General features: G+C 66.9%; 21 protein-coding genes. 8 read left to right on the top strand and 13 right to left on the bottom strand.

Annotation, left to right across the window (positions count from 1 at the left end):
* Positions 1 to 97 precede the first annotated feature (97 nt).
* From LCHO_RS09270 to trhP, 5 genes are all read right to left on the bottom strand, one after another.
* A complete protein-coding gene (locus LCHO_RS09270; RefSeq protein WP_012346881.1) occupies positions 98 to 805 on the bottom strand; it encodes an ABC transporter ATP-binding protein in 708 nt (235 codons plus the stop codon).
* Positions 798 to 1,559 (bottom strand): ABC transporter ATP-binding protein, encoded by a 762-nt coding sequence (locus tag LCHO_RS09265; RefSeq protein WP_012346880.1) that lies wholly within the window; start codon positions 1,557 to 1,559, stop codon positions 798 to 800. The genes LCHO_RS09270 and LCHO_RS09265 overlap by 8 nt, the downstream gene beginning before the upstream one ends.
* Positions 1,556 to 2,854: a branched-chain amino acid ABC transporter permease gene (locus LCHO_RS09260; RefSeq protein WP_012346879.1), complete on the bottom strand. Its 1,299-nt coding sequence runs from the start codon at positions 2,852 to 2,854 to the stop codon at positions 1,556 to 1,558. The genes LCHO_RS09265 and LCHO_RS09260 overlap by 4 nt, the downstream gene beginning before the upstream one ends.
* On the bottom strand, positions 2,847 to 3,821 hold the full coding sequence (locus LCHO_RS09255) for a branched-chain amino acid ABC transporter permease (RefSeq protein ID WP_420805705.1): 975 nt from the start codon (positions 3,819 to 3,821) through the stop codon (positions 2,847 to 2,849). Before LCHO_RS09255 ends, LCHO_RS09260 begins: the two co-directional genes overlap by 8 nt.
* A 62-nt stretch (positions 3,822 to 3,883) precedes the next feature.
* On the bottom strand, positions 3,884 to 5,272 hold the full coding sequence (gene trhP / locus LCHO_RS09250; RefSeq protein WP_083772806.1) for a prephenate-dependent tRNA uridine(34) hydroxylase TrhP: 1,389 nt from the start codon (positions 5,270 to 5,272) through the stop codon (positions 3,884 to 3,886).
* A 40-nt stretch (positions 5,273 to 5,312) separates the two neighbouring features.
* On the opposite strand from trhP, the gene LCHO_RS09245 reads away from it, so the two are divergent.
* On the top strand, positions 5,313 to 6,602 hold the full coding sequence (locus tag LCHO_RS09245; RefSeq protein ID WP_043704078.1) for a lytic murein transglycosylase: 1,290 nt from the start codon (positions 5,313 to 5,315) through the stop codon (positions 6,600 to 6,602).
* Between the two features lie 48 nt (positions 6,603 to 6,650).
* Here the strand turns inward: LCHO_RS09245 and LCHO_RS09240 are convergent, their stop codons facing one another.
* Positions 6,651 to 7,259: a trimeric intracellular cation channel family protein gene (locus tag LCHO_RS09240; protein ID WP_012346875.1), complete on the bottom strand. Its 609-nt coding sequence runs from the start codon at positions 7,257 to 7,259 to the stop codon at positions 6,651 to 6,653.
* A 167-nt stretch (positions 7,260 to 7,426) separates the two neighbouring features.
* Between LCHO_RS09240 and LCHO_RS23695 the strand changes: the two genes are divergently transcribed.
* Positions 7,427 to 7,567, top strand: coding sequence for a hypothetical protein (locus tag LCHO_RS23695; RefSeq protein WP_190274846.1), 141 nt, complete (start codon positions 7,427 to 7,429; stop codon positions 7,565 to 7,567).
* On the opposite strand, the gene LCHO_RS22735 is transcribed toward LCHO_RS23695, so the two are convergent.
* The 5 genes from LCHO_RS22735 to LCHO_RS09225 form a co-directional block, all read right to left on the bottom strand.
* On the bottom strand, positions 7,546 to 8,073 hold the full coding sequence (locus LCHO_RS22735) for a GNAT family N-acetyltransferase (protein WP_012346874.1): 528 nt from the start codon (positions 8,071 to 8,073) through the stop codon (positions 7,546 to 7,548). The two genes, LCHO_RS23695 and LCHO_RS22735, sit on opposite strands and share 22 nt — an antisense overlap.
* Before the next feature lie 202 nt (positions 8,074 to 8,275).
* Positions 8,276 to 8,920 carry a hypothetical protein gene (locus LCHO_RS09235; protein ID WP_012346873.1) on the bottom strand — a complete coding sequence of 215 codons (645 nt, stop codon included), beginning with the start codon at positions 8,918 to 8,920 and terminating at the stop codon, positions 8,276 to 8,278.
* A gap of 362 nt (positions 8,921 to 9,282) precedes the next feature.
* Positions 9,283 to 9,531 carry a hypothetical protein gene (locus tag LCHO_RS23365; RefSeq protein WP_150105443.1) on the bottom strand — a complete coding sequence of 83 codons (249 nt, stop codon included), beginning with the start codon at positions 9,529 to 9,531 and terminating at the stop codon, positions 9,283 to 9,285.
* A 41-nt stretch (positions 9,532 to 9,572) separates the two neighbouring features.
* Positions 9,573 to 9,971: an HNH endonuclease gene (locus tag LCHO_RS22730; protein WP_223210523.1), complete on the bottom strand. Its 399-nt coding sequence runs from the start codon at positions 9,969 to 9,971 to the stop codon at positions 9,573 to 9,575.
* 891 nt (positions 9,972 to 10,862) lie between these two features.
* The gene (locus LCHO_RS09225) at positions 10,863 to 12,533 is read right to left on the bottom strand and encodes a 3-(methylthio)propionyl-CoA ligase (protein ID WP_012346871.1); all 1,671 of its coding nucleotides are present in this window, start codon (positions 12,531 to 12,533) and stop codon (positions 10,863 to 10,865) included.
* Positions 12,534 to 12,660: 127 nt separating this feature from the next.
* Between LCHO_RS09225 and LCHO_RS09220 the strand changes: the two genes are divergently transcribed.
* The 5 genes from LCHO_RS09220 to LCHO_RS09200 all read left to right on the top strand — a co-directional run bounded on the left by LCHO_RS09220 (position 12,661) and on the right by LCHO_RS09200 (position 16,594).
* Positions 12,661 to 14,172, top strand: coding sequence for a protein adenylyltransferase SelO (locus LCHO_RS09220; protein WP_012346870.1), 1,512 nt, complete (start codon positions 12,661 to 12,663; stop codon positions 14,170 to 14,172).
* The gene (msrB, locus tag LCHO_RS09215; protein WP_012346869.1) at positions 14,169 to 14,594 is read left to right on the top strand and encodes a peptide-methionine (R)-S-oxide reductase MsrB; all 426 of its coding nucleotides are present in this window, start codon (positions 14,169 to 14,171) and stop codon (positions 14,592 to 14,594) included. The genes LCHO_RS09220 and msrB overlap by 4 nt, the downstream gene beginning before the upstream one ends.
* 100 nt (positions 14,595 to 14,694) lie before the next feature.
* Positions 14,695 to 15,333, top strand: a complete 639-nt coding sequence (locus tag LCHO_RS09210) for a septation protein A (protein ID WP_012346868.1) — start codon at positions 14,695 to 14,697, stop codon at positions 15,331 to 15,333.
* Positions 15,330 to 15,635 (top strand): BolA family protein, encoded by a 306-nt coding sequence (locus LCHO_RS09205; RefSeq protein ID WP_012346867.1) that lies wholly within the window; start codon positions 15,330 to 15,332, stop codon positions 15,633 to 15,635. The genes LCHO_RS09210 and LCHO_RS09205 overlap by 4 nt, the downstream gene beginning before the upstream one ends.
* A gap of 131 nt (positions 15,636 to 15,766) precedes the next feature.
* On the top strand, positions 15,767 to 16,594 hold the full coding sequence (locus LCHO_RS09200) for a peptidylprolyl isomerase (RefSeq protein WP_012346866.1): 828 nt from the start codon (positions 15,767 to 15,769) through the stop codon (positions 16,592 to 16,594).
* A gap of 63 nt (positions 16,595 to 16,657) precedes the next feature.
* Here LCHO_RS09200 and LCHO_RS09195 read toward each other — a convergent pair whose 3' ends face one another.
* Positions 16,658 to 17,401, bottom strand: coding sequence for an acetyltransferase domain-containing protein (locus LCHO_RS09195; RefSeq protein WP_043705059.1), 744 nt, complete (start codon positions 17,399 to 17,401; stop codon positions 16,658 to 16,660).
* Positions 17,402 to 17,472: 71 nt separating this feature from the next.
* Between LCHO_RS09195 and LCHO_RS09190 the strand changes: the two genes are divergently transcribed.
* The gene (locus tag LCHO_RS09190; RefSeq protein WP_012346864.1) at positions 17,473 to 17,961 is read left to right on the top strand and encodes a thioesterase family protein; all 489 of its coding nucleotides are present in this window, start codon (positions 17,473 to 17,475) and stop codon (positions 17,959 to 17,961) included.
* Between the two features lie 4 nt (positions 17,962 to 17,965).
* Here LCHO_RS09190 and LCHO_RS09185 read toward each other — a convergent pair whose 3' ends face one another.
* The gene (locus tag LCHO_RS09185; protein ID WP_012346863.1) at positions 17,966 to 20,380 is read right to left on the bottom strand and encodes a heavy metal translocating P-type ATPase; all 2,415 of its coding nucleotides are present in this window, start codon (positions 20,378 to 20,380) and stop codon (positions 17,966 to 17,968) included.
* Between the last annotated feature and the right edge of the window lie 148 nt (positions 20,381 to 20,528).

Genomic DNA, 20,528 nt, shown 5'->3' with positions numbered 1-20,528 from the left:
TGGACTCTCTTTCGCGGCCAGCGCCGCCAGACAGGGAGCCAGCCGGACATGCAAGACGCACACCAGCGGCAGCCCGCGTGCCTGCATCACGGCCGGCTCAGACCTCGAGCCACTCCCGGCGCACGCCGGCCTGCGCGCGCAGGTCGGCCGGCGTGCCGGCAAACACCACCCGGCCGTGCCCCATCACCAGGCAGCGCGCCGACACCTGCAGCGCGAGCGTCAACTTCTGCTCGACCAGCAGCACCGCCGTGCCGCGCTCGCGCAGCGCCAGCAGCAGGGCCGCCACCTGCTCGACCAGCTGCGGCGCCAGGCCTTCGGTCGGCTCGTCGATCAGGATCAGCGCGGGGTCGCCCATCAGCGTGCGGCACAGCGTGAGCATCTGCTGCTCGCCACCCGACAGCACGCCGGCGGGGCTGTGCTGGCGCGCCGCCAGGTGCGGGAACCGCGTGTACACGTCGTCGAACGACCAGCCGCCCGGCCGGCGGCCCGGCTGGCGGCCGCTCTTTTGGCCCAGCAGCAGGTTCTGGTGCACCGTCAGGCGCGCGAAGATCTCACGGTTCTCGGGCACGTAGCCGACGCCGAGGCGGGCGATCTCGAAGGCCCGGCGGCCGAGCAGCTGCCGGCCCTGCCAGCGCACCGAGCCGCGTGCCTCGACCAGCCCCATGACGGCCTTGACGGTGGTCGAACGCCCGGCGCCGTTGCGGCCCAGCAGGCTGACGATCTCGCCCTCGCCCACCGTCAGGTCGACACCGTGCAGCACGTGGCTCTTGTCGTAGAAGGCGTGCAGGCCGGCGACTTCAAGCATGCGCATTCCCCGCGCCGAGGTAGGCCGCCTGCACGCGCGCATCGGCGCGCACCGCCGCGGGGGTGTCGAAGGCGATCACCTCGCCGTGCACCAGCACCGCGATGCGGTCGGCCAGCTCGAACACCACCGCCATGTCGTGTTCGACCATCAGCAGCGTGCGGCCGGCCGTGACCTCGCGGATCAGCTGCACGCAGCGCTGTGTTTCGCTGCGGCTCATGCCGGCGGTGGGCTCGTCGAGCAGCACCACCGGCGCGCCGCCGGCGATGGTGATGCCGATCTCGAGCGCGCGCTGCTCGGCATACGTCAGGTTCATCGCCGGCACGTCACGGCGCCGGGCCAGGCCGATCTGCGCCAGCACGGCGTCGGCGCGCTGGTTGGCATCGCGCAGGTCGGCCAGGAAACGCCAGAAGGTGTAGCGGTAGCCCAGGCTCCAGAGCACGGCGCAGCGGATGTTCTCGAACGCGCTCAGGCGCGCGAACAGGTTGCTGACCTGGAAGCTGCGCGCCAGCCCGCGGCGATTGACCTGATGCGGCGCCAGGCCGTCGATGCGCTGGCCGTGCAGGCGGATCTCGCCGCGGTCGGGCGCCAGCCGGCCGCTGATCAGGTTGAACAGCGTCGACTTGCCCGCGCCGTTCGGGCCGATGATCGCCACCCGCTCGCCCGCGCGCACCTGCAACCGGGCGCCGCGGATGATCCCGGTCGCACCGAAGCGCTTGTGGACGTCGAGCAGTTCGAGCGCAGGCACGAGGCTCACGGCAGCTCCCCGCGGCGCCGGATCTGGTCCTCGATCGCCAGCTGCGCGGCCTGCCACTGGCGCGCGAACGGCCGCCGGCACAGCTCGAACAGGCCGGCGCCGACCAGCGTGAGCCAGGCCGCGCCGATCCAGCTGTCGACGCTCGTGACGTCGAGCGCGACGCCGAGGTGGTTCAGCGTCGGGCCCGGTGCGGCGGCGTCGAGCTGGCGGTGGTAGAGCATCTCGATCAGCACCGAGCCACCCGCCAGCGCCGCCAGCGCGCTGCCGCCCAGCGCCAGGTAGCCGCCCAGCAGCGCCCGCATCTGTCCGGCCGCGACGATCCGCCCGTTCGCCATCACCAGGCTGGCGATGCCCCCGGGTGCGGCCACCACCATCACCACGAAGACCAGCCCGAGGTAGAGCAGCCAGGCGGCGGTCAGCTCCGACAGCAGCACCAGCGCGATCACCATCAGCACCGCGCCGATGATCGGGCCGACGAAAAACCCCGCGCCGCCCAGGAAGACGAACAGCAGATAGGCGCCCGAACGCGCCGCACCCAGCACCTCGGCGGTGACGATCTCGAAGTTCAGCGCCGCCAGCCCGCCGCCGATGCCGGCGAACAGGCCCGACACCATGAACGCCAGCCAACGCACCGAACGGGTGCTGTAGCCGATGAATTCGACCCGCTCCGGGTTGTCGCGCACCGCATTGAGGATGCGCCCCAAAGGCGTGCGCGTGAACGCGTAGAGCGCGGCGGTGCAGATGAAGCAGTAGATCGCGATCAGGTGATAGAGCTCGATCTGCGGCCCGAAGCTGATGCCCAGCACCGGCGGGCCGACCACCCGGTTGGCGCTGATGCCGCCTTCGCCGCCGAAGAACTCCGGCAGCATCAGCGCCAGCGACCACACCAGCTCGCCGATGCCCAGCGTGATCATCGCGAACGAGGTGCCGGCCTTGCGTGTGGTCACGTAACCGAGCAGTGCCGCAAACAACAGCCCGGCCGCACCACCGGCCAGCGGCACCAGGCTGACCGGCAGGGCCAGATCGCCGGCGGCCACCCGGTTGAGCGTGTGGATCGCCAGATAGGCTCCCAGCCCGCTGTAGACCGCATGGCCGAAGCTCAGCATGCCGCCCTGGCCGAGCAGGACGTTGTAGGCCAGGCAGACGATGATCGCGATACCCATCTGCGACAGCATCGTCAGCGCGAAACTGCTGCGCCACAGCAGCGGCGCGGCCAGCATCAGCGCCGCATAAGCGCCCCACATCGCGAGCCGGATCCAGCCGCGGTGGCGCTTGAGCGGCCGCAAGTCAGTCATCGCGCGCACCGAGCAGCCCGCGCGGGCGCACGATCAGCATCAGCACCAGCAGCAGATACGGCAGGATCGGCGCGGCCTGCGCCAGCGTGATGCGCAGGATCGGCCAGCCGGGCGTGCGGGCGTCGACACCGGCGCCCAACGCATTGAGCAGGCTGGCGAGCGAGCCGTCGACCGCCAGCGGCAGGGTCTGCAGCAGGCCGATCAGGATCGAGCCGACGAACGCGCCGGCCAGCGAACCCATGCCACCCACCACCACCACCACGAAGACGATGCTGCCCATCACCGCGGCCATCGACGGCTCGGTGACGAAGGTGATGCCGCCGATCACGCCCGCCAGCGCCGCCAGCGCGCAGCCGCCGCCGAACACCCACATGAAGACCCGCGGCACGTCGTGACCCAGCGCCTCGACCATCTGCGGGTGCGCGAGCGCCGCCTGGATCACCAGCCCGATGCGGGTGCGCCGCAGCAGCAGCCCCAGCGCCAGCAGCATCAACAAGGCCACCACCATCATGAAGGCGCGGGTCATCGGAAAGCGCGCGCAGCTCACCAGCTCGTCGGCGCCACCGCGGCACAGCTCGGCGCCGGCCTGGCCGGCCACGAGGCTCAGGCCGTGAACCGACGACTGCACGATCGTGAACGCCGTGCCCTGCAACAAGGCCGGCGGCTGGAATGCGACCGGGCCGCGCCCCCACAGCAGCTGCACCCCCTCCAGCACCACGTACGACAGCCCGAACGTGACCAGCAGCTCCGGCACATGGCCGTGGCCACGCAGGCGGCGCAGCACGCCACGCTCGAACAGCGCGCCCAGCAGCCCGACCGCAATCGGCGCCAGCAGCAGCGCCGGCCAGAAGCCCAGCGGCGCAGCCAGGCTGTGGCCGAGGTAGGCGCCCAGCATGTAGAAGCTCGCGTGGGCGAAGTTCAGCACGCCCATCATGCTGAAGATCAGCGTCAGCCCGGCGCTGAGCATGAACAGCAGCAGCCCCGAGCTGAGGCCGTTGAGCAGGTTGATGACGAGCGGGTCCACGAAGGCTAGAGCAACCTCGCCAGCAGAGCCCCCTCGACCGGCGCGCCCAGCGGCACCCAGACCCGCAGCGGGCTGCCCGACGCGACCTGGATGGCCTCGCCGTCGAGACTGCTCATCTTGTCGAGCGTGACCCGCCGGTTGCCGCCCGGGTGGATCACCTCCAGCGTGTCGCCCACCGCAAAGCGGTTCTTGGTCTCGACCTCGGCCCAGCCGTCTTCGCGCACGCTTTTGACCTCGCCGACGAACTGGCTGCGGTGCGCCTGCGAGCTGCCGCTGAGGTAGTTCTGGTAGTCCTGGCTCGGGCGGCGTTCCAGGAAGCCGGCGGTGTAGCCGCGATTCGACAGGCCTTCGAGCTCCAGCAGCAGGCTCGGGTCGAACGGCCGCCCGGCCACCGCATCGTCGATCGCCCGGCGATAGATCTGCGCGGTGCGCGTCACGTAGTACTGGCTCTTGGTGCGGCCTTCGATCTTGAGCGAATCGACGCCGATCTTCACCAGCCGCTCGACGTGCTCGACCGCGCGCAGGTCCTTGCTGTTCATGATGTAGGTGCCGTGTTCGTCTTCCATCACGGGCATCAGCTCGCCGGGGCGCTCCTTTTCTTCGAGCAGCCAGACCCGGTCGGCCAGCGGGTGGCGCGGGCTGCCACCACAGGCGGCAAAGGCGCCCTCGGCCTCGGCCTGCGCCTGGGCAAAGTTGAAGTCGCTGCCGAGCTGAACCGGCGGGGTGGGTTGGACCTCGCCGCTGTCGGTCTCGTCGGTGCCGCCGTGGGTCTTGTAGTCCCAGCGGCAGGCGTTGGTGCAGGTGCCCTGGTTCGGATCCCGCCGGTTGAAGTAGCCCGACAGCAGGCAGCGGCCCGAATAGGCGATGCACAGCGCGCCGTGCACGAACACCTCCAGCTCGATATCCGGGCATTCGTTGCGGATGGCCTCGACCTCGTCCAGGCTCAGCTCGCGCGACAGGATGATGCGTGCCACGCCCATCTTCTGCCAGAACTTGACCGCCGCCCAGTTGACCGTGTTGGCCTGCACCGAAAGGTGGATCGGCACCTCGGGCCAGTCTTTTTCCATGCGCTCGCGCACCATCATGATCAGGCCGGGGTCGGCCATGATCAGCGCGTCGGGCCGCAGCGCGATCACCGGCTCGATGTCGCGCAGGTAGGTGCGCACCTTGTCGTTGTGCGGCAGCAGGTTGCTGGTGACGAAGAACTTGCGGCCGCGCGCGTGCGCCTCGGCGATGCCTTGCCCGATCTGTTCGAGCCGGAACTCGTTGTTGCGCGCGCGCAAGGAGTAGCGCGGCTGGCCCGCATAGACGGCGTCGGCGCCGAAGTCGTAGGCCGCGCGCATCTTGGCCAGGGATCCGGCGGGCAGCAGCAATTCAGGTGGTTTGATCTTCACCCCCGGATTGTCCACGGCGGCCAGGGCCAGAATCGCGACGATGCGCAAACCCACCTGCCCGCCGTGCCGCCCGTGGCTCGTCTTCACGACCTGGGCCGTCGTGGCCCTGGCCGGCTGTGCCGCCGCACCCTCGACGGCACCGCAGGCACCGGCCGAGTCGAGCGTCGGCACCCCACCGACGCCGATCCAGGCCGATGACACCGCGCTGCAGCAGGATTTCAGCCGCTGGATCCTGAGCATGCGCGACACGGCCCGTACCGCCGGCATCGACGAGGCCACGCTGGCGGTCGCGTTCGACGGCATCCGCTACCTGCCGCGCGTCGTCGAATCGGATCGCTCGCAGCCCGAATTCACCCGCACGGTCTGGGATTACCTCGATCGCGCCGTGTCACCGCAGCGCATCGCGCTGGGCCAGGACAAGCTGCAGCAGGTCCGCCCCGAAGCCGACGCCGCGGCCGCCCGCTACGGCGTGCCGGCCGCCATCGTGGTCGCCATCTGGGGCGTGGAAAGCAACTACGGCGGCAACTTCGGCGACATCCCGACCATCGACGCGCTGGCCACGCTCGGCTTCGAGGGCCGGCGCCAGACCTGGGCGCGTGACCAGTTGCTCGCTGCGCTGAAGATCCTGCAGAACGGCGACATCGACCGCGCGCACATGATCGGCTCCTGGGCCGGCGCGATGGGCCAGACGCAGTTCCTGCCATCGGTGTTCCTGAACACCGCCGTCGATGCGGACGGCGACGGGCGGCGCGACATCTGGGGCAGCATGGCCGACGTCACCGCGTCGACGGCGAACTTCCTGGCCCGCGCGGGCTGGCAGGCGCAGCAACCGTGGGGCGCCGAGGTCCGCTTGCCGCCGGCGTTCGACATCGGCCGTGCCGATGCCGCGCTGCGGCAATCCACCGCGCAATGGGCCGCCGAGGGCGTGCAGAGCGTGGACGGCGCGCCGCTGCCCGAGCTGGCCGATGCGGCCATCCTGCTGCCCGCGGGCGCACGCGGGCCGGCCTTCCTGATCGGGCCCAACTTCCGCGCCATCCTGCGCTACAACAATTCGACCAGCTATGCGCTCGCGGTCGCCCTGCTGGCGCAGCGCCTGGCCGGCGGCCCCGGCGTGCAGGCGCCCTGGCCGCGTGATCTGGCGGCGCTCACGCGCAGCCAGTTGCTTGCGTTGCAGACGGCGTTGAACGAGCGCGGCTTTGACAGCGGCACGCCCGACGGGGTGATGGGGCCGGCCACGCGCCAGGGGTTGCTGCGCTATCAGCGCAGCGTCGGGCTGCCTGCGGACGGGTATCCCACTGTGGAGTTGCTGGAGCGGTTGCTGGAGCGGTAGGCGGTGCGGCAGTAACTGCGCCATGGCACAGCCGGAACCGATCAGGCATCACTGCGGCAGCGCAAACGTGGGAAGCCGAAGGTCGAAGGCGATCGCCGCCAGGCGCGTGGCCGCGACCGCGACGAAACCCGCCGCCAGCGCGAACCCCGCGGGCACCTTGGCCGCTCGCATGAGCAGATAGATGGCGATGCCGGCGATGGCTGCCGAGGCATAGATGTCCTGGCGAAGAATCAGCGGGATCCTGGCCGACAGCAGATCGCGGACAACTCCGCCGCCGGCACCTGTGAGCGTGCCCATGAGAATGACCACGAGCGGGTGACACCCGGCGCTTTCGGCGATCCGGGCGCCGGACATCGCAAACAAGGCCAGACCGAGTGCATCGGCGATGAGCAGCGCGCTCGTCGGGATCGGAAAGAAGTGAACCCAGAGCAGGGTCAGCGCGGTTGCGCAGGCGATGGAAAAAAGAGGCCCGGGATCTTCGATCCAGAAGATGGGGTGTCGACTCAGGAGCAGGTCGCGAATCGTGCCGCCTCCGACCGCGGTGACGGATGCCAGCACGAGGATGCCCAGCAGATCGAGCTGCGCAGCGATGCCGGCGAGTGCACCGCTGATGGCGAAGACGGCGACGCCGAAGAGATCGAGGAGGCGCAAGAGCATGGAATGGGCTTGAGTAATGCCTAGCGGCTGCCGTAGGCGGTTCGCTGGAATGATGGATTTGGCGTCGTTATCAGCTTCATGGAATCCTGCTTTTGTTCAGCTCAGAGCCCCCGCAACACGTGCCCTCTGATCGCACTCACGCGCAGCCAGTTTGCGGACGGTATCCCATGCTGGAGTTGCTGGAACGGCAAGTGCCCATCGACAAGATTTTCATCAACCAAATGAATGTCATTCGTGGCGATCGTCGCAACCGATCGTTCGGCTTCAAGAACCCGTTCCGGATCAGTTACACGGAGGAGGCATCCTGAGAACCTTCGGCTCGAAATGCCGAATGGAATTGAACATTGCCGTGAGCCGAAGAGGTGCCAAACGAAAGCGAGAGGAAAAACTCTTTCGGGATGCCCTCAAGCACAAGCGCAGGATCGTTCGCAAACCCGAACCGACTGTAGAACGCCGGATCGCCGACGAGAACACAGCCATTTGCTCCGAACTTTCGAAGTTCCGCAAGGCCCTTCTCCATCAGGGATCGCCCAATACCACGGCGCTGCAAATTGGGCTCTACCGAAATGGGGCCAAGACCATACCAGCCACCCGAACCGTCATCAACAGAGACCGGAGAGATCGCAACATGTCCAACGATGCGACCGGCATCTTCGGCAACGAGCGAAACTGAAAGTGCATGATCGGCCCGCAGGGCACGGATGATGAACTGCTCGGTTTGATGGCTGTAAGGATGAGTGAGAAAGGCTCGCCGTGTGACTTGCTCGATCGAGTCTTCGTCTGACGGTGCCTCAGGGCGAATGGTGATGGTCATGGTGCAAGAGGAATCATGAAGGATGCTGGAAGGTTGTCTTCACGAACGTGTGCCTTCAGTGATTCGAAGAAGAAAATCCGTCGACTAGGGAAATGACAGTGAAGAAATGATCAACCATTTGAGTTGACGCGCGGGGAAGTCCCTGTAGAACGGTTAGCGTCGCTTCGAGTAGGTTGAGGCGTCGAATTGATGGGTCGATCTCTCACGGAAACCTTTCCTGCGCACGCTTGAACGCGTCGTCCCATGGAAGAAGTGTGTCAGAAACCTTCACTCCCGTGACCTGAACTCTGACCTGATCACCGAGTTCCTGCGCATGTCCTGTGACAGTGGTCGCGGCATTTCTATGTGATGCACGTTCAAGTTGCGAGGAATTGATTCCAACAAGAGTTCCTTGTCGAGAGAGTATTGTCATTGTGTAGGAGAAGATCAGTCTGCCGGTTCTGCTATCGACCGAAACAGACACGCTCGTCCAATCGGCGTGGGGTTGCAGCGTATCGGTGCGCGACTGCCCATTAATGACAATGCCATCGAGGTCCTGGTCGAAGTGCTCGACCGTGTAGCGCTTGTCGCCGGCGCGGCCAATAAAGAAGCCAGCCCAAGTCCCGTGAAGGTAAGTACCTCCGAAGATCCACCTGCGCAACCAGTTGATGTGATGTATGGCAGTTTCCGCGCCCTGGCTTACCAAGCGGTAAATGCCGACCGAGCCGAGGACCCCTGCAAGGCTGGCTACTGCAGCGGGGAACATAGGCAAAGCCTGGATGATCGGAACGACCCATGTCATGAGGAAGAACATGACCGCGACGGTCGCCGTCGTCACTAGCGCATAGAACTTGGCTGCAGGGTGCATGGTTCTTTCGTGTGAAATGAGGTAGCGACTGCACGGTCGAGAAATCGCTTGTCGACGCCTAACGAATGGGTCCCCCGCGTGCGTCTTTCATCAGGGTCTGCAACCACGGCGCCGACACGGCACCCGCGCTGCACCAATGACCGGTTGTAGTTTGTCCAGTCCGCACCTTGGCTCGAACCTTCAAACGCATCGCCATCAGTCGCGGCGGTTGGCATCTGCTTTCTCCCTGTATCCATTGAGTCATCGCTGCGCGATAACTCAAGGCTCGTTATTGCTTGACAGATGGGGAAGCCCTTGTAGTTTGCTATGAGCGACATGACCCGGCTCGCCGGGGCATATCCGCTCGATGACGGGGTTGGACATCATTTTTCGAGCATTTTCGACTGTAGCGACTTCAGTTCCTTCTTTGCTGAAGAACGAAACTTTTCCAGATTCTTGATGAGACGATTCACTTCATAGTCGACTTCCAAATCTGTCATAAGGTTGGGACTTAGGAGGATTTTGCCGTCAGATTCGGTGTGGGCGCCAACGGCAATGGCGACAAATGGACTAACAGGGAATTCTCCCTTTTTCCAGTTATGGAGTGGACTATGCATGATTAAATCGTTCATGATATACACCTTCCGAGTAATTTGCAGATACGTGAAGCACACTAGCGCCACCTTGTACTGTCTTTGGCGCCTTTTCCAAGATTGCAGTCTTCGCACAAAATCTGTAGGTTATCAATTTCCCACTGCAATTCTGGATTCCTTGAGCGAGGCTTAATATGATCTACATGAAGAACAACTCCATTGTCATTTGGTGTTCTGCCGCAAAGCGAGCACCTGCGACCGTAACGACGGAAGGCTTCATAACGAAGTGATCGCCAGCGTGCAGACCGATAAAATATATCACCGGAATCAGGACTATTCTCTGTCGCCGCATTTGCTGCTTGCTGAATTAATGCCAATTCAGATAGTCGACGCTCTTCTGCTTCTTTGCGGTTTTGGAGATCAATTTGACGCCGGATGGAGGCCTGAAAGCACTCCTCGCGCCATTCAGCAGCTTTCACTTCCCGTTCTGACTGCAAAGACTCCGCCTCCCTAGCGATCTCCTCGGTGTCAACTTGATTCTTTGTTGATTCATAAGAGCCGAATGACCGTACCCCCCGTACAACTGACGTAAGCATGCGAAAGAGAAGGCTAGGCATTACTTGCTTGACGCCCAACGTTAAATGGACCAACCACCAACGCGACGGCGCGTTGGCCTAATTCTGACCTGCAATGGCAGTGCATCCATTTTTTCCTCATGACCGCTCGCATGGTTGCGGTGTGTGAACTGAAATGGGCGGACGAAATTTCTCGGACGTGTTGCCGCTTGACTCCGTCAACTCAATATCCCCCAGTCCATGGCGTGCCGTCAAGCACGACGCAGGGGGATGTGCGCGCAAGACAGACTGCTCGCAGAACAGCGCTCAAGAAACTGGAACAGCCCCGGACATCAGTCACACAGTCCTGCGACTCGGGAAACATCGCCGCCATGTGCCTGCAAATCGCCCGCCTTGCGCATGCAACACAGGGTGCATGCAGGCAACAGCCTTGGCCGTTTGGGTAACACGGCGGTGCCATGCGAGGCAACAGGCGTGGCGCTTGCGAACAAGACCGGCGTGCGGGGGCACATTCGCGTCGACGTGCATACACAAGACCAGCATGTAGGGGCACATCACCATGACGTGCAGGCACATCGCCTCAATGTGCAGGCGCAATGACGCGAAGTTCGGGCAAGTCGTTTCATATTGCATGCACAGCGGATCGATCTGCAGGCGCAACGATGCACTGCAGGGGCGCACTGCGGCCATGTGCCTGTGCATGACCACGCTGTGCTCCCGCATTCAGGTCATGTCCATACGACCTGAACCGTTGTTGCATGCACATTCGCGCGTCGCAGATCGACACCTCGCCGCTCAGCCCCCCGGCAGCACATGCCCCTTGAACATCTCCCGCAGCCTGATCTTCAACAGCTTGCCCGTAGCGGTATGCGGCAGTTCGTCGACAAACACCACATCATCCGGCGCCTGCCACTTGGCGATGCGGCCCTCGTAGAAAGCGAGCATCTCCTCGCGGCTGAGGTCGACGCCGGGTTTGCGCACCACCACCAGCAGCGGGCGCTCGTCCCACTTCGGGTGCTTGCAGGCGATCACGGCGGCTTCGTAGACGCCGGGGTGGGCCATCGCGATGTTCTCGAGTTCGATCGAGCTGATCCACTCGCCGCCTGATTTGATGACGTCCTTGCTGCGGTCGGTGATCTGCATGAAGCCGTCGGCGTCGATGGTGGCGACGTCGCCGGTCGGGAACCAGTCCTGGCCGTCGAGTCGGCGCAGTGGGCTGTCGTCGCGGCCGAAGTAGCTGCTGATGACCCACGGGCCGCGCACCAGCAGGTCGCCGCTGGCCTTGCCGTCCCAGGGCAGCGCCCGGCCGTCGTCGCCGACGATGGCCATGTCGACGCCGTAGATGACGCGGCCCTGTTTTTCGAGCAGGTGGTGGCGGGCCTGCGGGTCGAGCGCCTGGTGCTTGGCCTTGAGCTTGGACAGCGTGCCCAGCGGCGACATCTCGGTCATGCCCCAGGCGTGGATCACCTCGACGCCGAAATCCTGTTCGAGCGTGCGCATCATGGCCGGCGGGCAGGCCGAGCCGCCGATCACCGTGCGCTTGAAGCTGCTGAACTTGAGGCCGTTCGCCTTCATGTGATTGATCAGGCCGAGCCAGACCGTCGGCACGCCGGCGCTGAAGGTGACCTGTTCGCCCTCGAACAGCTCGTGCAGCGACTTGCCGTCGAGGTGCGGCCCCGGCAACACCAGCTTGGCGCCGACCAGCGCGGCGGCATAGGGCAGGCCCCAGGCGTTGACGTGGAACATCGGCACCACCGGCAGGATGACGTCGGCCGACGAGCAGCCCATGGCATCGGGCAGCGCCGCGCCGTAGGCGTGCAGCACGGTCGAGCGGTGGCTGTAGACGGCGCCCTTCGGGTGACCGGTGGTGCCCGAGGTGTAGCAGAGGCTCGACGCGGTGTTTTCGTCGAAGCTGGGCCAGGCGTAGGCGCCGTTCTGCGCCTCGACCAGGTCCTCGTAGCACTTGAGCGACTCGATCGAGGTGCTGGCCGGCATGTGCGCGCGGTCGGTCATCAGCACGAAGTGGCGCACCGATTCGAGCGCTGGCGCGAGCTTCTCGACCAGCGGCAAAAAGGTCAGGTCGAAACACAACACGCGGTCGGCAGCGTCGTTGACGATCCAGGCGATCTGGTCGGGGAACAGCCGCGGGTTGATGGTGTGGCAGACGCGCTGCGAGCCCGAGCAGCCGTAGTAGATCTCGAGGTGGCGGTAGCCGTTCCAGGCCAGCGTGCCGATGCGGTCGCCGGGCTCGCAGCCGAGCGCGTCGAGCACCTGCGCCACCTGGCGGCTGCGCCGCTCGGCGTCGCGCCAGGTGCTGCGGTGCAGATCGCCCTCGACCCGCTTGGAGACGATCTCGGTGTCGGCCGCATGGCGGGCGGCGTGCACCAGCAGGCTCGAGATCAGCAGCGGCATCTGCATCATGCGGCCCGGCATCGGGCCGGACGAACGGGCGGTCAACGGGCTCATGGCGATCCTCTCGATGTGGATCGGGCCACTATAGAAAGCAGCGCCCGCGCCTTGGCCCAGGCTAACCCTAGCCGGGCGCAAGACCCCAGCCCAGGCGCTACGGGGGGCGCTGGCTAAACTGCCGCTCATGAGTGCCCTGCCCCTGCCGCCCCCGACCGGTTTCGACCCCGCCCAGCTGCGCTGGATCAACCGTTATGCCGAACTGGGCCCCGCCTTCGGCCGGCGCCAGGGTGGCCTGGCACTGCCCGATGCGCGCTGGGTGGCGGTCAGCGAGGGCGCCGCGGCCGAGCTCGGCTGGGCCGGCGACTGGTGGCTGCACCCGCAGGCGCTCGCCGCCCACAGCGCCGGCCCGAGCTGGCCGGGATCGACGCCGATGGCCACCGTCTACAGCGGCCACCAGTTCGGCAGCTGGGCCGGCCAGCTCGGCGACGGCCGAGCGCTGCTGCTCGGCGAGATCGACACCCCGAGCGGCCCGCGCGAGATCCAGCTCAAGGGCAGCGGGCTGACGCCGTACTCGCGCATGGGCGACGGCCGCGCGGTGCTGCGTTCGTCGATCCGCGAGTTCCTGTGTTCGGAGGCGATGGCCGGGCTCGGCATCCCGACCACGCGGGCGCTGGCGATCACGGCCTCGCCGCTGCAGGTGCGGCGCGAGGGGCCGGAGACGACCTCGGTGGTGACGCGCACGGCGCCGAGCTTCATCCGCTTCGGCCACTTCGAACACTTCTGCCACCACGGCCAGCCGGCGGCGCTGCGCCAGCTGTTCGACTTCGTGCTCGAACACCACTACCCCGAGTGCCGCGACGCGCCCCACCCCGCCGCCGCGCTGCTCGAAAGCGTCAGCCGGCGCACCGCCGAGCTGATGGCGCAGTGGCAGGCGGTGGGTTTCTGCCACGGGGTGATGAACACCGACAACATGTCGATCCTCGGCCTGACGATCGACTACGGGCCGTTCGGTTTCCTCGACGGCTTCGATCCCGGCCACATCTGCAACCACTCCGACCACCAGGGCCGCTACGCCTACGCGCGCCAGCCGCAGGTGGCGTACTGGAACCTGCACGCGCTGGCGCAGGCGCTGGTGCCGCTGGTCGAGGGCAGCGACGAAGAGATCAGCGAGATCCTCGGCGCCGCGCTCGAACCGTATCGCGAGCTGTTCCCGCATCAGATGGACGCACTGATGGGCGCCAAGCTCGGCCTGCAGAGCCGGCGCGACGAAGACCGCGCGCTGCTCGACGACCTGCTCGGCCTGATGTCGGCCACCCAGGTCGACTACACGCTGTGCTGGCGCCAGCTGGCGGATTTCAGCAGCGCCGACGACGGTGGCACGGGGCCGGTGCGCGATCTGTTCCTGAACCGCCCGGCCTTCGACGCCTGGGCCGCGCGCTACCGCAGTCGTCTGCAGGCCGAAGGCAGCGTCGACGCCGAACGGCGCGCGCGCATGAACCACGTCAACCCGCGTTACGTGCTGCGCAACCACCTGGCCGAGCTGGCGATCCGGCGCTCGCAAGCAGGCGACGACAGCGAGGTGCAGCGCCTGGCCCGGGTGCTGGAGCGGCCGTTCGACGAGCAACCCGAACACGCCGCCTACGCTGCCCTTCCGCCCGACTGGGCACAGACCCTGGAGATTTCCTGCTCATCATGAAAGCGCACGATACCCCCCAGGCCGGCGCCTACGCCGTCGAGAAGTCGGACGCCGAATGGCGCGCCAGGCTCGAACCCGACCAGTACGCCGTCACCCGCCACGCCGCCACCGAGCGTGCCTTCACCGGCAAGTACTGGAACCACTGGGCCGACGGCAGCTACCGCTGCGTGTGCTGCGACGCCCTGCTGTTCGACGCCGGCACCAAGTTCGACGCCGGCTGCGGCTGGCCGAGCTTCAGCGAGGCGGTCGAGGCCGGCCGCGTCGAGCGCATCACCGACCGCAGCCACGGCATGGTGCGGGTCGAGGTGCGCTGCCAGCAATGCGGCGCCCACCTCGGCCACGTGTTCGACGACGGCCCGGCGCCCACCGGCGAGCGTTTCTGCATCAACTCGGCCGCGATCGACTTCACCCCGCGCGGCTGAGCACAAGCACCCGAATCGGGTGTTCGCATTGAGCCGGCGCAGCTGCCCCGGCAGACGCGCGCCCTGATAATCCGTCCCCTCTGCACAAGCACCGCCTGGCATGAAGCTGTTTCTCGATTTCCTCCCGATCATCCTGTTCTTCCTGACCTTCAAGGTCGCCGAAGGACGCGCCGAAGAGGCCGCCGCCTTTGCCACCGAACACCTCGGCGCGCTCGTCTCCGGCGGCGTGGTCGGCGCGGCCGAAGCGCCGGTGCTGCTGGCCACGGTGGTGGTGATCCTGGCCACGCTGGCGCAGGTGCTGTACCTGAAACTGCGCGGCCAGAAGGTCGACACCATGCTGTGGGTGAGCCTCGGGCTCGTCACGGTGATGGGCGGCGCCACGATCTGGTTCCACAGCGAGACCTTCATCAAGTGGAAACCGAGCGTGCTGTACTGGGTGATGTCGGCGGCATTCCTGCTCGCACCCATCGTGGCCGGCAAGGATCTGCTGCGCGCCATGCTGGGCGGCCAGATCGAACTGCCTGCCTTTGCCTGGAAGAAGCTGAACCTGGCCTGGGCGGCGTTCTTCGCCGGCATGGGCGTGCTCAACATCTGGGTCGCCTACAACTTCAGCACCAGCACCTGGGCCACCTTCAAGGCCTTCGGCGGCATGGGGCTGATGTTCGTCTTCATGCTGGCGCAGGGCCTGTACATGCACCGGCACATGAAGGTCGACGGCATCAAGGCGGACGAATCATGAGCGCGCGCAACCCCGACTGGGTCGACGCCGCCGAGATCGAAGCCACCCTGCGCGCCGCGTTCGACCCGCAGGAACTGCGCGTCGACGACGAGAGCCACCAGCACGCCGGGCATGCCGGCGCGTCGTCCGGAAGCCACTTCCGGGTGACGATCCGGGCGGTCTGCTTCTCCGGCAAGTCGAGGGTCGCGCGACACCGCCTCGTGTATGATTCTTTGGCTTTTTTGATGCCCAGAGGCATACATGCCCTGGCCATCGTGGCGGAGGCGGCGCAAGACGCCACCACCGATTCCACGCCCGGCTGACCTCGCTGAATTCAAGGCGTCAAGGCACGCACGACCGGCCAGGTCCACCACCCCGACCGAGCCAGTCGAGCGACCTTCAATCCGGCCTTGCCGCCGACGGTTTTCATTCCCCCTTAAAGGTTTCCTCCTCCATGAAGAAGTCATCGTTTGCCCTGCGCACCGTCGTGCGCGCCGCCTCTGCCGCAGCGCTGACCGTGGCCCTGCTGCCCACGATCGCCCAGGCTCAGAACATCGCCATCGTCAATGGCAAGGGCGTGCCGACCGCGCGTTTCGATTCGTTCATGACGCAGGTCACCAAGCAGGGGAACCAGCCGCGCACCGCCGAGCTGGAGCGCCAGGTCAAGGACGAGCTGGTGCTGCGCGAGATCTTCGTGCAGGAAGCCGAAAAGCGCGGCCTGCAGAAGAACAGCGAGTACCGCACCCAGATGGAGATCGCGCGCCAGAGCCTGCTGATCCGCGAGCTGTTCAACGAGTACCAGAAGAAGAACCCGGTCACCGACGCCGAGATCAAGGCCGAGTACGACAAGGTCAAGTCGGGCGCGGGCGAGAAGGAATACCACGCCAAGCACATCCTGGTCGAGAAGGAAGACGAAGCCAAGGCGCTGATCGCCGAGCTCAAGGGCGGCGCCAAGTTCGACGAGCTGGCCAAGAAGGCGTCGAAGGATCCGGGCTCGGCCCAGAACGGCGGCGACCTCGACTGGGCCGCGCCGGCCAACTACGTGCCCGAGTTCTCGCAGGCGATGGTCAAGCTCGAAAAGGGCAAGTACACCGAGACCGCGGTGAAGAGCCAGTTCGGCTACCACATCATCCTGCTCGACGACGTGCGTGAAGCGCAGTTCCCGCCGCTGGAAGAAGTCAAGGCGCAGCTCGAGCAACGCCTGGCGCAGCAGAAGATGGGCAAGTACCGCGAAGAACTGCGGTCCAAGGCCAAGACCGACTACAAGTTCACCGGCCAGTGACACCCGCTTGAGCGGAACGGAAAACGGGCGCTTCGGCGCCCGTTTTGCCGTGTGGAGACCCGCTCACCGCCACATCAGCCACGCCATGCACAGGCCGATCAGCACCGGCTGGTGCAGCATGTAGTAACTCAGCGACCAGCGCCCCAGCACCGCCACCGGCCGCAGAACCGCCGGCAGATCACCGCGCAACCAGCCAGGCCGCTGCGCCAGCAGCCAGCGCCCGCCGGCCAGCCCGATGCACAGCACGCCGAACCACGGCAGCAGCGGCACGTAGTCCTCGGTGCGCGGCTTGTGCGTGACCAGGCCGATCCAGTTGGTCCATCGGCTGTCGAACCACGCGTGGCTCCAGAGCTGCGGCAAGGCCAGGCACAGCAGCGCCAGCGCCCACAGCAGCCAGGCCGGCCGGCCGGCGAGACCGCGCGCCATCAGCACCATCAACGCCAGCGCGTGCAGCACGCCGAAGCTGATCCAGCTGTTCGGGAACATCCACCACGACGACAGGCTGACCAGCGCGGCGCAGCCCGCCACCCGCGACCAGCGCCGCCAGAAGCGCGGCCAGGTGACATCCTGCGTGTGTGCCACCGCCTGTGCGCAGCCGGCGCACAGCAGGAAGAGCGAGACGATGCACAGCCGCTGCACGGTCCAGAACGGGTCGATGTAGAAGTTCTGGCGCCCGATCAGGCCGAAGTGGTTGAGATCGAAGACGGCGTGGAAGACCGTCATCCACAGCATCGCCACGCCACGCAGCGCATCGAGGCGGTCGAGCCGGTGCACGGTGGCGGCTGAAGGTTCGGGCGCTCGATTCATGCCGGAACGATAGCGCAGCCGAATCGGTGCCATCGCCCTAACATCCTGTTTCCATCGCAATCACACTGGCCATGACCCACGCCCCTCTGGTACGCCGCAGCGCAGAAGAACAAACCCGCCTGGAGGCCACGCTGACCGAGCTGTTCGAGCGCCGCATCTGCTTCAACGAGGTACTCGGCCTGAAGGTCGAGCAGTTCAAGCCGGACGACTTCCGGATGCGCTTTTCGATGCGCCCGGATCTGGTCGGCCACTACCTCTACGGCCGGCTGCACGGCGGCGTGATCTCGGCCACGCTCGACGCCACCGGCGGCAACGCGGTGGTGCTGGCGATCGCCGAAAAACACTGCGACGAGTCCGCCGACCAGGTGATGCACCGCTTTGCCCGCATCGGCACGATCGACCTGCGTGTCGATTACCTGCGACCCGGCCTGGGCCAGCACTTCATCGCCAGTGCCGAGGTGATCCGCCTGGGCGGGCGGGTCGCCACCGTGCAGATGCGGCTGGTCAACGACAGCGGCACGCTGATCGCCACCGGCTCGGCAGCCTACATCGTCAGCTGACCGATCAGGCGCGCCGCGCCGGGCGCCAGCGTCGCAGCAGCAGCGCGTTGCCGACCACGCTGACGCTGCTCAAGGCCATCGCCGCACCGGCGATCACCGGGTTGAGCAGGCCCATCGCCGCCAGCGGGATGCCGACCACGTTGTACGCGAAGGCCCAGAACAGGTTCTGGCGGATCTTGCGCCAGGTGCGCCGCGAGATGTCGATCGCATCGGAAACCAGCCGCGGGTCGCCGCGCATCAGCGTGATGCCGGCGGTCTCCATCGCCACGTCGGTGCCGGTGGCCATCGCGATGCCGACGTCGGCGGCCGCCAACGCCGGGGCGTCATTGATGCCGTCGCCCACCATCGCGACGCGCCGTCCGCCGACCTTGAGCGCCTCGACCGCCTTCGCCTTGTCGGCCGGCAGCACCTGGGCGCGCACCTCGTCGATACCGAGCTGCTGACCCACCGCCTGCGCGCTGCCGAGGTTGTCGCCGGTCAGCATCACGCAGGTCACGCCGAGCTGGCGCAGCCGCGACACCGCCGCCTGGGCCGCGGGTTTGACGACGTCGCCAAACGCCAGCAGGCCGAGCAGTTCAGGCTGTCCCGCGACGCTGCGGATCAACCATGAGAGCGTACGACCCTGAGCTTCGAGATGGATCGCCGCGTCGGCCAGTGCGCCGGGCTGCAGGCCCTGTTCGGCCAGCAGACGGCTGCTGCCGAGCAGCAAGGTGTCTTCACCCAGGCGCGCCTGCAGGCCGCGGCCGGGCAAGGCCTTGACGTCGCTGACGTCGGCCGGCTCGACCCGCTCGGCCTCGGCGGCTTGCGTCACCGCACGGGCGAGCGGGTGTTCGCTCGCGCGCTGCATGCCGGCGGCCAGCCGCAGCAGGCCGGCGCGGCCCAGATCACCGGCGGGCAGCGCGTCGACCAGCGTCGGCCGGCCTTCGGTCAGCGTGCCGGTCTTGTCGAAGGCGACCACCTGCACGGCGTGCGCGAGTTCGAGCGCCTGGGCGTCCTTGATCAGGATGCCGTGGCGCGCCGCCGCGCCGGTGCCGACCATGATGGCGGTCGGCGTCGCCAGCCCCAGCGCGCACGGGCAGGCGATCACCAGCACCGCCACCGCATTGACCAGCGCGCCCTCCCAGTCGCCCGTGGCCAGCACCCAGCCCACCCACGTCAGCAGCGCGATCCCCAGCACCACCGGCACGAACACCGCGCTGACCTGATCGACCAGCCGCTGGATCGGCGCCTTGCCGGCCTGCGCCGATTCGACCAGCCGGATGATGCGTGCCAGCGTGGTCTCTGCGCCCACCGCCAGCGTGCGCACGGTCAGCGCGCCCTCGCCGTTGATCGAGCCGCCGGTGACGCGCTCGCCGATGCCCTTGGCCACCGGCAGGCTCTCGCCGGTGATCAGCGACTCGTCGAGTTGGCTGCTGCCGTCGATCACCTCGGCGTCGACCGGCACGCGCTCGCCGGGGCGCACCCGCACCGCGTCGCCGACCACCACCTGGTCGATCGGCGTCTCGATCTCGACGCCCGCGCGCAGCACCCGCGCCGTCACCGGCCGCAGCGCCTGCAGCGAGCGGATCGCGTCGGTGGTCTGGCGCTTGGCGCGGGTTTCGAGCCACTTGCCGAGCAGCACCAGCGTGATGACCGCCGCCGAGGCCTCGAAATACAGGTGCGGCATGCCGTGATCGGCGTGGCGCAGCAGCAGATAGACCGACAGCCCGTAGGCCGCCGACGTGCCCAGCGCCACCAGCAGGTCCATGTTGCCGCTGCGCGCCAGCAGCGCCTTGGCGCCGGCCTTGTAGAAGCGCGCACCCAGCCAGAACTGCACCGGCGTGGCCAGCAGCAATTGCAGCCAGCCGGGCAGCATGGCGTCGATGCCCAACAGCGCCAGCAGCATCGGCGCGACCAGCGGCAGCGTCAACGCCGCACCCGCCGCCACCGGCCACCACGCCGGCAGGCGCGATGCCGCGGCCGGCTCGGCCAGCGCGCTGGCATCGCGCACGGCATAACCGGCGCGCTCGACCGCAGCCTTCAGCACCGCGGCCGACAGGCCCGACAAACCCTCGACGCTGGCCTGCTCGGTGGCCAGATTGACCACCGCCGACGTCACGCCCGGCACCTTGCGCAAGGCCTTCTCGACCCGGCCGGAGCACGACGCGCAGGTCATGCCCTCGATCTGCAGCTTGAAGCTGCGCGTGCCGACGTCGTAGCCGGCCTTTCGGACCGCAGCGGCCAGCGCCTGCGTGTCGAGGCCGGGGTCGCCCGAGACGGTGGCCGTTTCGGTGGCGAGGTTGACGCTGGCCTGGCGCACGCCGGCCACCGCACGCAAGGTCTTCTCGACCCGCGACACGCACGAAGCGCATGTCATGCCCAGCACCTGCAGTTCGATGGCCTGGGGGTCTACCGCCCGGGTGGCGATGTTTGCATTCATCTTTGCTCCGAATCGGCGCGACGCCGAAGATCCAGCCTGCCACAAAGGCCGGCGAGCCGAACTTGACCTGCCGCAAGCCGCACAGCCGACGACACATCAGATATCCGGCGATACTGATATTCGAGATGCAGGCTGAGCCTGCCCGATT

Origin of the sequence: Leptothrix cholodnii SP-6, from assembly GCF_000019785.1 — a bacterium.
Taxonomy (GTDB): domain Bacteria; phylum Pseudomonadota; class Gammaproteobacteria; order Burkholderiales; family Burkholderiaceae_C; genus Sphaerotilus; species Sphaerotilus cholodnii.
The sequence above is the reverse complement of the archived record's forward strand: the minus strand, read 5'-3'. Positions and strand labels throughout refer to the sequence as shown.